Genomic DNA, 13,585 nt, shown 5'->3' on the forward strand with positions numbered 1-13,585 from the left:
GTCCACAATCGACCATTGAGGACCCGCCATGAGTATCCCGGGTGATCCCCGCGACCATCTGCTCACCAACGGCTCGGCCGACGTCTATCGAGAGGTAGTGGTTCAGGGCGTCGACCGGGTGGCGTACCGCGTGGCCGGCACCACGGCGCCGTTCACCGGCGTCACGCCGGAGGAACTGACGGCCGACGTGGCCGGCGTCGACCTGGACCGTCCCCTCGGCAGTCCGGCCGCGGCCCTGGACGAGCTGGAGAACGTCTACCTGCGCGACGCGGTGTACTTCCACCACCCGCGGTACCTGGCCCACCTGAACTGCCCGGTGGTGATCCCGGCGCTGCTCGGCGAGGCGGTGCTGAGCGCGGTCAACTCCTCGCTGGACACCTGGGACCAGAGCGCCGGCGGCACGCTGATCGAGCGGCGGCTGATCGACTGGACGGCCGGCCGGATCGGGTTCGGCCCGGCCGCGGACGGTGTCTTCACCAGCGGCGGCACCCAGTCGAACCTGCACGCCCTGCTCCTGGCCCGCGAAGAGGCCCGGGGAGAGGCCCGCGAAGAGGCTCGGGGAGAGGCCCGGGAAGCGGCCCGGGGAAAGGCCGGCCCGGGCCGGAAGAGGATCATCGCATCCGCCGCCGCTCACTTCAGCGTGCAGAAGGCGGCCAAGCTGCTCGGCCTGGACGCGGACGCGGTGATCGTGGTGCCCACCGACGACCAGCGCCGGATGTCGGTCAGCGCGCTGGCCGGTGAACTGGTCCGCTGCCACCGGCGCGGTGACACCGTGATGGCCGTGGTGGCCACCGCCGGCACCACCGACTTCGGCACCATCGACCCGCTGCCACGCATCGCCGACCTGTGCGAGACCTTCAAGACCTGGCTGCACGTCGACGCCGCGTACGGCTGCGGCCTGCTCGCCTCGCCCACCCGCCGGCACCTGCTGGCCGGCATCGAACGGGCCGACTCGGTGACCGTCGACTACCACAAGTCGTTCTTCCAGCCGGTCAGCAGCAGCGCCCTGCTGGTCCGGGACGGCGCCACCCTGCGGCACGCCACCTACTACGCCGACTACCTGAACCCGAAGCGGATGGCCGAGGCGCGCATCCCGAACCAGGTCGACAAGAGCCTGCAGACCACTCGCCGGTTCGACGCGCTGAAGCTCTGGATGACGCTGCGGATCATGGGCGCGGACGCGATCGGCGCGCTCTTCGACGAGGTCGTCGACCGGGCCGCCGAGGCGTACGAGCTGCTGGCCGAGGACCCGCGCTTCGAGGTGGTCACCCGGTCCGACCTGAGCACGGTGGTGTTCCGCTACCTGCCCGCCGACTCCGACCGGGCCGACCTGGTCAACCTGTACGCCCGGGAGGCGCTCGCCGCCTCCGGCGAGGCGCTCATCGCCGGCACCACCGTGGACGGCCGCCAGTTCCTCAAGTTCACCCTGCTCAATCCGCTGACCACCAGGGAAGACATCGAGTACGTGCTGGAGCGGATCGCCGAGCACGCCGCCAGCCGGACGACGCCGGTCCTGCTCGGCTGAAGGGGAGCATCCATGTACGACTTCATCGCGATCGGGCTGGGCCCGTACAACCTGGGCCTGGCCTGCCTGACCGCGCCGATCGAAGACCTGGATGGGCTGTTCCTGGAGGCCCGCACCGACGTGAGCTGGCACCCGGGCATGATGCTGGACGGCACCCGGCTCCAGACGCCGTTCCTGGCCGACCTGGTCACCCTGGCCGACCCGACCTCGCCGTACTCCTTCCTGAGCTACCTCAAGGAGTCCGGCCGGATGTACTCGTTCTACATCCGGGAGAGCTTCTACCCGCTGCGCGGCGAGTTCAGCGACTACTGCCGATGGGCCGCGGCCAAGCTGCCCAACCTGCGCTTCGGGCAGCGCGTCACGGAGATCACCCACGACGGTCAGGGCTATCGGGTACGGGTGGGAAGCACCGAACACCGCGCGCGCCGGCTGGTCCTCGGCACGGGCACCCCGCCGTACGTACCCGAGCCTCTCCGCGGCCTGGACGGCGACCTGCTGCACAATTCGTCCTACCTGGACCACCGTCAGGCCTTGCGCTCCAAGCGCAGCATCACGGTGCTCGGCAGTGGGCAGAGCGCCGCCGAGATCTACGCCGACCTGCTCGGTGACATCGGCGCCTACGGCTATCGGCTGAACTGGGTGACCCGGTCGCCGCGGTTCTTCCCGCTGGAATACACCAAGCTCACGCTCGAGATGACCTCCCCGGACTACATCGACTACTTCCACGCCCTGCCCGAGCAGCGCCGCTACGACCTCGAGGCCGGGCAGAAGGGGCTGTACAAGGGGATCAACGCCGACCTGATCAACGACATCTACGACACCCTCTACGCGAAGAGCATCGAGGGGCCGGTGCCGACCCGGCTGCTCACCAATTCCGAGCTGCTGACCGCCGCCTATGCCGATGGCGTCTACACGCTCGGATTGCGGCATGTCGAGCAGGACCGGGACTATTCGCTGGACACCGAGGGACTGGTGCTGGCCACCGGCTACAAATACGACGTGCCGGCGTTCCTGGCGCCGATCCGCGACCGGATCCGCTGGGACGGGCACGGCCGGTTCGATGTGGCCCGCAACTACTCGATCGACCACGACGGCCGGGAGATCTTCCTGCAGAACGCGGCCACCCACGCGCACAGCCTGACCTCGCCCGACCTGGGCATGGGCGCCTACCGGAACTCGTGGATCATCCGCGAGATGCTCGGCCGGGAGGTCTATCCGATCGAGAAGAGCATCGCTTTCCAGGAATTCGGGGTTGCCTCATGAGTTCCTATGCCCGCGCTGACGAGAATCTCGGCACCTTCTCGTTGCGGCTGCTTTCCCTGGAGGCCGATGTCGAGCTGCTGCATTCGTGGGTCACGCATCCCAAGGCGGCGTACTGGATGATGCTCGACTCGTCGGTCGATGACGTCGCCACCGAATACCGCCGCATCGCCGACGATCCCCATCACGATGCCTTCCTCGGTTTCCGGGACGGGACGCCGGCTTTCCTGGCCGAACGTTATGACCCGCGGTTCGTGGAACTGCCGGGACTGTTCGACGCGGCCGACGGGGACGTCGGGATGCATTTCCTCTGCGCGCCGGCCTCGCAACCGCTGCACGGCTTCACCCTCGGTGTGATCACCACGGTGATGGCCTGGCTCTTCGACGATCCGGCGGTGCGTCGCGTCGTGGTCGAGCCCGACGTCGGCAACACCGCGGTGCACGCGCTCAACGCCGCGGTCGGCTTCGAGGTGGTCCGCGAGATTCAGAAACCGGAGAAGAAGGCCTTGCTGAGTACGTGCACCCGCGAACAATTCCTGACCCGGATCGGAGCGGCGGCGTGATCTCACATCTGCACCAAGAAGCCTGGGAAGAGGTGAACCGCCGCCTCATCGCCAAGGCGATCGCCGAGTTCACCCACGAGAGACTGTTCACCCCTCGCTACGCCAACGGCCGGTTCGAGATCGTGGCCGGCCCGGTGGTCTACCGCTTCGCCGCGACGCACGGCCCGCTCGACCACTGGACCGTCGACCCCGGGTCGATCGTGCGTCACCCGGCGGCCGCGCCCGACGCCTTGCAGTTCGTGCTGGACACGCGGGAGGCGCTGGAGATCAGTGACGCCGTGCTCCCGGTCTACCTCGAAGAGCTGAGCTCCAGCCTGGCCGGCATGGCCTTCAAGGACGCCAAGCCCGACATCCCGGTCGCCGAGCTGGTCGACGCCGGCTTCCAGACGATCGAGACGTCGATGACCGAGGGGCACCCGTGCTTCGTCGCCAACAACGGGCGGCTCGGCTTCGGCCTCGAGGACTACCACCGGTACGCGCCGGAGGCCGCGCGGCCGGTCCGGCTGGTCTGGCTGGCGGCGCATCGCGACCACTCGACGTTCACCTCGTGCGAGGACACGTCCTACGCCGACCTGCTGGCGCCCGAGCTCGCCTTCTTCGCCGGCGATCTTCCCGACGACTACCACCTGTTCCCGGTGCATCCGTGGCAGTGGGACAACAAACTGTCCGTCACCTTCGCCGCGGAGCTCGCCACCGGCCGGCTCATCCACCTCGGCGAAGGTCCGGACGAGCATCTGGCCCAGCAGTCGATCCGCACCTTCTTCAACCTGTCCCAGCCGGCGCGGCCCTACGTCAAGACGGCGATCAGCGTGCTCAACATGGGTTTCACGCGCGGGCTGTCGGCGGCCTACATGGCGGCCACGCCGGCCATCAACGACTGGCTGGCCGGCCTGATCTCCTCGGACGAGGTGCTCAAGGGAACCGGCCTGACGATCCTGCGGGAGCAGGCCGCCATCGGGTACCACCCGGCCGCCTACGAGGCCGCGACCGATCGCTACTCCCCGTACCGGAAAATGCTTGCCGCTCTGTGGCGGGAGAGCCCGGTCGCCGGCCTCGAGCCCGGGCGTCGCCTCGCCACCATGGCCTCGCTGCTGCATGTCGACCGGGCCGGCGGCTCGTTCGCGGCCGAGCTGGTGCGGCGCAGCGGGCTCGACCCGGCGGTCTGGCTGCGGCGCTACCTGGACGCCTATCTGACGCCGTTGCTGCACAGCATCTACGCGTACGACCTGGCGTTCATGCCGCACGGCGAGAACGTGATCATGGTCCTGAAGGACCACGCGGTCGAGCGGGTGATCTTCAAGGACATCGCCGAGGAGATCGTGGTGATGTCCGACTTCACCGAGGTGCCGGAATCCGCCGCCCGGATCCGGGCCGACGTTCCCTACGAGATGCGGATGCTGTCGATCTACACCGACGTGTTCGACTGCTTCTTCCGCTTCCTCGCCGTACGCCTCGAACCGGTCCTGCCGACCGACGACTTCTGGCGGGTGGTGTCCGAGTGCGTCGCCGACTACCTGGCGACGGTGCCGCACCTGGCCGATCGCTACGACATCTTCCAGCCCGAGTTCGCGCTGTCCTGCCTCAACCGGCTCCAGCTGCGCAACAACCAGCAGATGGTCAACCTGGCCGACCCGTCGGAGGCGCTCCAGCTGGTCGGGACGTTGCGCAACCCGCTCGCGTTTTCTAACGCAAGTCGTTGATCTTGGTGCGGACGTCGTCAGCCTCGTCGTGGCCCAGCTCGGTGAGGATGTCGAGCGCGCGCTGCCAGGCCTTCCGGGCCGCGGGCACGTCGCCGGCGGCGCGGTGGGTCTCGCCGAGCCGGGTCAGCGTGTCCGCCTCGAAGTAGCGGTCGCCGAGGTCACGGACCACCGCGAGGGTCTGCTCGTACCGGTCCACGGCCTCGGCGTACCGGCCCAGGTGGTGGTTGGCGAAGCCGAGGCTGTCCAGGCTGGACGCCTCGCCCCAGCGGTCGCCGATCGCGCGGTGGATCGTCCGGGCCCGCTCGCAGGTCTCCAGCGCCGCCTCGTGCTCGCCGACCAGGCACTGGTCCCAGCCCACCGAGTTCAACGCGTCGGCCATGCCCTGCCGGTTGCCGGCCTCCTCGAACAACGCGAGCGCCAGCCGGTCCTGATCGAGCGCGCCCCGCAGATCGCCGTGCGCCTCGCTCACCCAGCTCAGGGCGCGGTGGGCGTGCGCCTGGCCGATCGCGTCCCCGCGTTCCTCGAAGAGCGCGAGGGCCCGGCCGAGGTGGTTCTCGGCGTCCGCGTGCCGCTTCAGGCGGTTGTCCACCCGGCCCAGGTTGAGGTACGCGTGAGCGGCCGCGTTCGTGTCCTCGGGGTGGTCGACGGCCACCTGCCACGCGTGCACGCGGTCGTGCCACAGGCCGTTGAAGTGCAGGAAGTTGTCCAGGCACCAGGCCAGCTGCCACGCCTCGCGCCGGTGGCCGGTCTCGGCGGCGCGGGCCTGCAGCGACAGCAGGACGCGATGTTCCTGCTCGAACCAGTCCTTCGGCGGTGTGCCCTCATGCACCTTGTCGATCGGGAACGTGATCGGGTCGCGGACCGGGTCGAGCTGCTTGTCGGCCGCGTAGGCGATGGCGAGGTAGTGGTCGAGCAGGCGGGTCAGGACCTGCTGTTCGGTCTCGCCCTTGGTCTCGCCGTCGCCGTCGACTTCACTGAATTCACCCTGCTCCCCGGCGATCTCGCTCGGCGCGGCCGGCTCCGTGGCGGTTTCGCTGAGTTCGGCGGCGTAGGCGCTCAACAGGTCGTGCAGGATGTAGCGGCCCGGGCGGTGCTCGGTGGTGAGGCTCGCCGCGGACAATTCGGTCAGCAGCGGCTGGGCGTCGCCCATGATCAGCGCGTCGGCGGCGGCCACCGAGATGTCCGGGCCCGGATGCAGGCCCAGGAGCCGGAAGAGCCGCGCCGCCGGCCGGCTCAACGCCCGGTAGGACCAGGAGAACACCACCCGGACCTGGGTCAGCGGGTCGCCGGCGTCCAAGGTGTCCCACGGCTGCTGTTCCAGCTCGTCGATCAGGCTCCGCAGCGGCGCCCCCGACTGCAACGCCCGGGCGGCGGCGATGCTCAAGGCCAGCGGAAGGCGGGCGCACCGCTCGATGATGCGGTCGACCGCCTCCGGCTCGGCGGCCACCCGCTCCTTGCCGAGCCGGCGCTCGAGCAGCCCCCGGGCCTCGTCGGCGGTCATCAGGTCGAGCGTCACCGGGGTGGCGCCCTCGGCCGCGACCAGCGACGTCAGCCAGTTGCGGCTGGTCACCACCGTGAACGTGGACGACGCGCCGGGCAGCAGCGGGCGCACCTGCTCGGGGTCGCGAGCGTTGTCGAGCAGCACCAGCATCCGCCGCCCGGCCAGCAGGCTGCGGTAGAGGGCGGCCATCGAGGCGCGGTCGTCCGGAATCTGCTCGGCCTTCGTACCCAGCGCCCCCAAGAACTGCCGCAGCGCCACGGTCGGGTCGAGCGCCTGCCCACCCGGGTCGAAGCCGTTCAGGTTCACGTAGAGCTGACCGTCCGGGAACCGCTCGGCCACCCGCTGCGCCCAGTACACGGCCAAGGCGGTCTTCCCGATGCCCGCCGTACCGGAGATGGCCGAGATGACCGCGGTCCGGGCCGGTTCGTCGATCATGGAGTCGAGGGTCGCGAGAGCGGTTTCCCGGCCCGTGAAACCGGCCACCGGGGTCGGCAGCTGGCGGATCGGTGCCCGGGTCTCGGTCGCGGCCCCGCCGGCCTGCAGCGTCGCCACATGGATCTTCTGCAGTTCGGCGCCCGGGTCGGCGCCCAGCTCGTCACGCAGCCGCACCTTGAGCTCGGCGAAACCCGCCAACGCCTCCGCCGTACGCCCGGTCGCCGCCAGCACCCGCATCAGCGCCGCCGCCAGCGGCTCGGCCAGCGGATATTCGTCCAACAGGGCCCGGATCCCCGGCACCACCGAGGCATCGTTGCCCGCCGCCGACGCCCAGGCCACCGCGGCGTCCAGCCGCTGCTGACGCCACGTCACCCGGACGTTGTCGGCCCAGCGCCCCCGGATGCCCGCCAGCGGCTCACCGCGCCACAGGTCGAGCGCTTCCCGCAACTCGGCCGTCGAGGCCGGCAAGGTGGTCAGGCGGCGGAACCGGTGCAGGTCGATCGCGTCCGGATCAAGGTCGAGGACATAGCCGGCCGGGCGGCGTACCAGCGGATTCGCGGTGTCTTCGGTCTGCAGCGCGGCCCGCAGCCGGGTGATGTGGGAATAGAGCACACTCTGGGCGCCCTTCGGCGGTTCGTCATCCCAGACCCGGTCGATCAGGGTGGCCGCGGACACGGGCCGACCCAGATCGACGGCAAGCGCCGCCAGCACCGCGCGTGACTGCGGGCGCCGCATCTCGACAGGCTCACCCGCGATCACGATCTCGACCGCGCCCAGGAGCCGAACCTCCAGCATCGGGCCGAGTCTACTGAGGCCGGTCGGCGTCAAGAAAACGGCAAGGCTCAACGAACACCCTGGACGGGCCGACACCCGACCCCCAGGGGCCCAGGTTCACCGGCCCGGTCCCCCGTTCCGGGCCCCGGACCAGGGCCCCCGGTTGCGGGGGAGGCCGGTGGCTGGCGGGCCACCGGCCTGACGTCGTGCGGGCGTCCCGGCCTTCGACCGGTCGGTTCCGCGGTCGCGATCGGGCGACGTGACCGCGGGACCGGCTGCCGCTCTAACAGATTGGTGGGGTGATCGGCCATGCTGTGGGGCGGAGATGTCACAGACACCGGCTGGTCATGGGGCGTCGTCCGAATCCGCTGGGGCCTCGTCTGGGGCAGCCGGGTGGGCCCACCGATCCGTTCCTGGGCCGACTGGCGCTAGCCGGCCTCTTTGCCTCGGCCTTTGACCGCGGCGTGCCTCTGACTGCGCCACCCTGATCGGCCGGGCTTCTGGCCGCGCCCTCCCTGACCGGCCGGTCTCGCTGAGCCGACGAGAAGCGATCTGACCTGCTCATCCTTCGTCGGCCGGCCGTTCCATGTCCATCAGGCTGCGCGGACGCGCTGGTTGCTGACGCTCCAGGTCTCGCTCCGATTCCCCCTGCTGGTCCCGGTCTCTGTCCTGCGCCGGGTCCCGCTCTCGGTCTCCCGCCGGTTCATGCTTTTCGTCTCGCGCCAGCCCTCGCTGCTGGTCTTGCGCCGGCCCCCGCTGCTGGTTTGGTACCGGGTCCCGCTGCACCGGGATCAGTCGCGTGGTCGGATCGGCCGCCGGATCGGGCCGCTCCTGATCCACGATGGACCGAGCCCGCCGCTCCCCACCCACCCCATCAACCAGCGCCGGCATAACCGTCGCGTGCCGCAGGAGCGTGGTGTTCTCGCCCCCGCCGTCATCAACCCTGCTCAGCAGTGTCGTCTGCTCATCCTCATCACTCCCCGGCGTGACAAGCAAGGTTGTCTGCTCGTCACTGCCCCGCGTGCCCAATGATGTCGTCTGGTCATCATCACCTGGAGTGATCGACGACGTCGTCCTGTCGTCAGTCCCGGCCGTCGCGAGCAGGGTCGTCTTGTCGTCGTCGCTTGGTGTGACGACGGACGTTGTCCCTTCGCTGCTCCCGCGTCCACCCTGCGGCGTGGTCTGGTCGTCGCTGTCCGGCCTGATCAATGTTGTTGTCTGACCGTCGTCGCCGGGCGCGGTGAGCAGAGTCGTCTTGTCGTCATCGCCTGGTGCGACGAGTGACGCCGTCTGGTCGTCACTGCCCCGCGGGCCCAGTGATGTCGTCTGGTCATCATCACCCGGCGTGACCGGCACCGCCGTCTTACCGTCGTTTTCGCTGCCTTGATCTCCGCGATCTCGACCTTCGCCGCCGAGATCCTCACTGCCGTGGTCCCGGTCTGCGGGGCCTTGCTTGCCCAGGAAGGGGAGTTTGATGATCTGCGTTTCCTCGCCGACGCTGCGGGCTTCGGCGGCTGCTCGTTCGTTGAACGCCTGCCGCGCCCGTTCGAGAGCCGCGCGATCCCGGAACGCCTGCCGTGCCCGTTCCTGAGCAGCCCGATCCCGAGCTTCCTGCTCAGCGACGCGGGCCTTGGCCGCCTGCTGAGCGGCATGCTCCGCGTTGGTTGGCTCCAGCAGGTAGATCACCTGCGTCTGCTCCCCGGGCCCGTCCAGGTAGGTCTTGCCCCCACCCCGGAAGTCCCGAGTCGGCCCGGCACCCACCTCCCGATCCTTCGGAGCCCGGATGACCTGCGTCTTCTCGCCGTCCTTCTCAGTGGCCAACGCGGCCGGTATGACGGTCTCCGCGTCATCCTCCTCGGCCGGCGTCTCGCCCTCGGCGCCGGCGGAGTCGCCCACCTCGGCCGCGGGGACCGGTTGTTCGGCTTGACCACTCGCGGGTTCGCCCGCCTCGGCGGCGGTCGGTTGGTCGGTGGGCTGGTGGGAAGCCGTCAACTCCTCGGCGGGGTGTTCCTCGGAGACACCGTTTGGATGCGTGACGAAGATTCGCTCCGGCTGGCTGGCTGTGGGCTCTTCGCCGGTGATCACCGCGGTCGGTTCGCCCGGGTCCGCCGCGAGGGTTGGTTCATCAGCGTGTGCCGCGAGGGTGGGGTCGTCTGCGTCCTCGCTGGTCGCCGCGGCACCTGGCGGCTCCTGCACGGCGACGACTCGGTCGGTCGGTTCGTCCTTCTTGCCGGCCGTGACGAACGGGCGGACCCCGGTTCCGGGAGGTCGCTGGGCCGGGTCGGTCGGCTGGCCCTGCCTGGCCGGCCGCCTCGCCGAGTCGGTTGGCCGCTCTGGCGAGGCAGGCTGCATCGGGGCGGATCGCTCCGACGTGGCGGGCGGCGGCGACGCGGTGGGCGGCGGCGACGTGGTGGGCGACGGCGACGTGGTGGGCGACGGCGACGCGGCAGGTGGATGGGATGCGTTCGGCCGCGGTGTGGTGGTCGGGCCCTGGAATGCAGCGGGTCGCTGGAAGGCGCCGGGCGTCTGGAAGGTGGCGTTCGGCTGCGCCGGGAAGAAGGTGGTTGGCTCGTCGCCCTCGGTGGGCGTGCCGGCGGGGACGCCGGCTGAAGGTGGGTAGCCGGCGGCGTGGGGATGACCGGCGGAGGGGTTCGTGGCGGCGTAAGGGTGGGCGGCCGGCGGGGCGAAGGTTCCCGCGGGAGTGGAGGCGCTGGGTGAGCGGCCCACCGTACCCAGGAAGGGGAATGTGAACGGCTCGTGGCGCGCCCAACGTCGCCCGTTGAGCGCCGTCCCCAGCAGCGGGATCGCGAGCAGGGCCGCCACCGCGTACCCGGGCCTGAATAGCACCCCCGAACCGTACGAATCGGGAAGAAGCGCCGACCACGCGCTCAGCGCGAGAAAGAGACCGCCGGCCAGCACGGGGCCGGCGGGGGAGATGGGCGACAGAAGCAGGAAGGCGTAGGCCGCGCCGGCGAGCAGCAGCCACCCGGGATCCGAACGCGCCCCGCCGAGCCCGAGCCCGCACAGCACCCACACGGCGGGAGCGAGGACGAGGGCGTACAGGATCGATCGGAGGTGGCGCACGTCGCGGACGCTACCTGCACCTATCGGTCCTGAGGAACCGGCTGATCTGTCATTAAGGTGAGCTCATGACGGGTGCGGTGTTGTGGAGTCCTCCGGCTGACGTACGCGAAACGGCTCGCATCGGGCATTACCTTCGGTGGCTGCGGGACGACCGTGGGTTGGATTTTTCGGATTACGGCGACCTTTATGCGTGGTCGGTGTCGGATCTTCCGGGGTTCTGGCGGTCGATCTGGGACTACTTCGCGATCGTGGCGCATGACGAGCCGACGGCCACGCTGGGCGATCAAAATATGCCGGGGGCGCGCTGGTTCCCGGGGGCGACGCTGAACTATGCCGAGCATGTTCTGCGGATGCCGGGGCTGGCTGATGACGATCCGGTCGTCCGGGCGTACTCGCAGACCCGGAGCGCGACCACCCTCACGGCCCGGCAGTTGCGCGACGAGGTCCGGCGGGTCCGGGCGGGGCTGAAAGGTCTCGGCGTGGGCAAGGGTGACCGAGTTGCGGCTTATGCGCCGAACATCCCCGAGACCTACGTGTTGTTCCTGGCCACGGCCAGCCTCGGCGCGGTCTTCTCGTCGTGCGCCCCGGAGTTCGGCACCCGCAGCGTCACCGACCGCTGGCGGCAGATCGAGCCGAAGGTGCTGGTCGCGGTGGACGGCTACCGGTACGGCGACAAGGACATCGACCGGCGCGAGGAGGTGGCCGCGATCCGGGCCGCGCTGCCGTCGGTCGAACACCTGGTGACGATCGGCTACCTGCACGGCGGCGGCGATTTCGAGGAGCTGAAGAAAGACGAACCGATGGCGTACGAAGCGGTGCCCTTCGACAGCCCGCTCTACGTCCTCTACAGCTCCGGCACCACCGGCCTGCCCAAACCGATCGTCCACGGGCACGGCGGCATCCTGCTGGAACACCTCAAGATGTTGGCCCTGCATCACGACCTGAGCCCGGGGGACCGCTTCTTCTGGTTCACCACGACCGGCTGGATGATGTGGAACTTCCTGGTCAGCGCCCCGGCGGTGGGCGCGGCGATCGTGATGTTCGACGGCAATCCCGGGTACCCCGCGTTGACGAGCCTGTGGGAGCTGCCGGACGTCACCTATTTCGGGACGTCCGCGCCTTTTCTGATGGCCTGTCGCAAGGCGGGAATCGAGGTGCCGGCCAATCAGATCAAAGCCGTCGGCTCGACCGGGGCGCCGCTGCCGCCGGAGGGCTTCGACTGGGTGTACCAGCACGTCGGCAAGGATCTGCAGCTCCAGTCGCTGTCCGGCGGCACCGACGTGTGCACCGGCTTCGTCGGCGGGGTGCCGCTGCTGCCCGTGGTGTCGGGGGTGATCTCCTGCCGTGCGCTCGGGGCCAAGGTCGAGGCGTACGACCCGACCGGCAATCCGGTGATCGGCGAGCTGGGCGAGCTGGTGATCACCGCGCCGATGCCGAGCATGCCGGTCGGCTTCTGGGGCGACACGGACGGCAGCCGCTACCGCGAGGCGTACTTCGACGTCTTCCCGGGCGTCTGGCGGCACGGCGACTGGATCACGATCGGCGCGGACGGCAGCTGCGTGATCACCGGGCGTTCGGACGCGACGCTGAACCGGGGCGGCGTCCGGCTGGGCACGGCCGAGTTCTACTCGGTGGTGGAGAACATCGACGCGATCACCGACTCGGTCGTCGTGCACCTGGACGAGCGTGGCGACGAGCTGCTGCTCTTCGTGGTGCTCGCCGAGGGTCTCGAGCTGGACGACGAGCTGCGCGGCCGGATCCGGCGCGAGCTGCGTGCGGCGCTGTCACCGCGGCACGTCCCGGACGAGATCCATCAGGTACGCGCGGTGCCCCGCACCCTGTCCGCGAAGAAGCTGGAGGTCCCGGTCAAGCGGATCCTGACCGGGACGCCGGCGTCGTCGGCCGCCGCGGCGGGCGCGCTGGCGAACCCGGCGTCCCTTCAGGAGTTCGAGGAGTTCGCCCGGTCACGACAGCAGCAGTGAGCACTTCTCGGTGGTCATCCGGTGGTCGACGCCGATCGGGTCGAGGTTGACGCAGAGCACGACCGTGGCGCCCCGCTGGATCGGCGCGAACAGCCAGTCCAGCGGGTCGGGGTGGGCGAACGCGTCGACCAGCACCCGGTCGCCGGCCTTGAGGCCCAACTCCTCGGCCCGGGCGGTGGCCGCTTCGGCCAGGTCTTCGTGGCTCATCTCCATCGGACCGGCCAGCGCGGCGTCGTTGGCCAGGACCGGCTGAATCGGGCGGAAGTGGTCGCCGTGCGTCCGGACCTCAGTCGGATAGTCGACAAAACCCGGCGGCGGGGTGTGTAAACCGAGCGCGAACGGTAGCAACCCGGTGACGTAACGTTCCGACGTCGGCCACGCCGACGCCCGCTCGGTCAGCTCCAGCGAGGTGAAAACCGCCTCCACGGGTTGTGGGTCGGACCCCAGGTCGACGGCCAGGCCGGCGGTGAACGCCCCCAGCGTGATCGCCGCAGCCTGCCAATGCGGTGGCAGCACCACGGCCACCGTGTCGCCCTGGCCCAGACCGACCCCGTCCACCAGCAGATTCGCGGTCTTCGAGACCCAGTTGTCGAGCGTCGCGCCGGAGAGCTCGACGCGCTCGCCGGAGTGGTCGTCGTAGTAGGTGATCAGCGGGGCCGTGGCATCGCGGCGGACGGCGTCGGCAAACGCGGCCAAGAAGGTGTCGGTCATCGACATTGACGATAGCGGTGTCACTCTCCGTCATCGCGTACCAACCCGTG

General features: G+C 69.9%; 8 protein-coding genes. 5 read left to right on the top strand and 3 right to left on the bottom strand.

The genetic code is table 11. The features are described from left to right. Positions 1–28 precede the first annotated feature (28 nt). Genes AB0O15_RS16005 through AB0O15_RS16020 form a run of 4 tightly spaced genes read left to right on the top strand, consistent with a single transcriptional unit; the run spans position 29 to position 5,048 of the window. Entirely contained in the window at positions 29–1,525 is a 1,497-nt protein-coding gene (locus tag AB0O15_RS16005) for an aspartate aminotransferase family protein (RefSeq protein ID WP_364318872.1), read from the top strand. 12 nt (positions 1,526–1,537) lie between these two features. Continuing rightward, the gene (locus AB0O15_RS16010; protein WP_364318874.1) at positions 1,538–2,788 is read left to right on the top strand and encodes a SidA/IucD/PvdA family monooxygenase; all 1,251 of its coding nucleotides are present in this window, start codon (positions 1,538–1,540) and stop codon (positions 2,786–2,788) included. Further along, positions 2,785–3,348 carry a GNAT family N-acetyltransferase gene (locus tag AB0O15_RS16015; protein ID WP_364318876.1) on the top strand — a complete coding sequence of 188 codons (564 nt, stop codon included), beginning with the start codon at positions 2,785–2,787 and terminating at the stop codon, positions 3,346–3,348. The genes AB0O15_RS16010 and AB0O15_RS16015 overlap by 4 nt, the downstream gene beginning before the upstream one ends. Next, a complete protein-coding gene (locus tag AB0O15_RS16020) occupies positions 3,345–5,048 on the top strand; it encodes an IucA/IucC family protein (RefSeq protein ID WP_364318878.1) in 1,704 nt (567 codons plus the stop codon). Before AB0O15_RS16015 ends, AB0O15_RS16020 begins: the two co-directional genes overlap by 4 nt. Here the strand turns inward: AB0O15_RS16020 and AB0O15_RS16025 are convergent. Together AB0O15_RS16025 and AB0O15_RS16030 are read right to left on the bottom strand one after the other, a co-directional pair. Beyond that, positions 5,032–7,779: a tetratricopeptide repeat protein gene (locus tag AB0O15_RS16025; protein WP_364318880.1), complete on the bottom strand. Its 2,748-nt coding sequence runs from the start codon at positions 7,777–7,779 to the stop codon at positions 5,032–5,034. The genes AB0O15_RS16020 and AB0O15_RS16025 overlap by 17 nt on opposite strands. A 540-nt stretch (positions 7,780–8,319) precedes the next feature. Next, entirely contained in the window at positions 8,320–10,842 is a 2,523-nt protein-coding gene (locus AB0O15_RS16030; protein WP_364318882.1) for a hypothetical protein, read from the bottom strand. A gap of 65 nt (positions 10,843–10,907) precedes the next feature. On the opposite strand from AB0O15_RS16030, the gene AB0O15_RS16035 reads away from it, so the two are divergent. Then, positions 10,908–12,824 carry an acetoacetate--CoA ligase gene (locus tag AB0O15_RS16035; RefSeq protein WP_364318884.1) on the top strand — a complete coding sequence of 639 codons (1,917 nt, stop codon included), beginning with the start codon at positions 10,908–10,910 and terminating at the stop codon, positions 12,822–12,824. Here the strand turns inward: AB0O15_RS16035 and AB0O15_RS16040 are convergent. Beyond that, entirely contained in the window at positions 12,807–13,535 is a 729-nt protein-coding gene (locus AB0O15_RS16040) for a TIGR03089 family protein (protein ID WP_364318886.1), read from the bottom strand. The genes AB0O15_RS16035 and AB0O15_RS16040 overlap by 18 nt on opposite strands. Positions 13,536–13,585: the final 50 nt, after the last annotated feature.

Source organism: Actinoplanes sp. NPDC089786 (genome assembly GCF_040684855.1).
Lineage (GTDB): Bacteria > Actinomycetota > Actinomycetes > Mycobacteriales > Micromonosporaceae > Actinoplanes.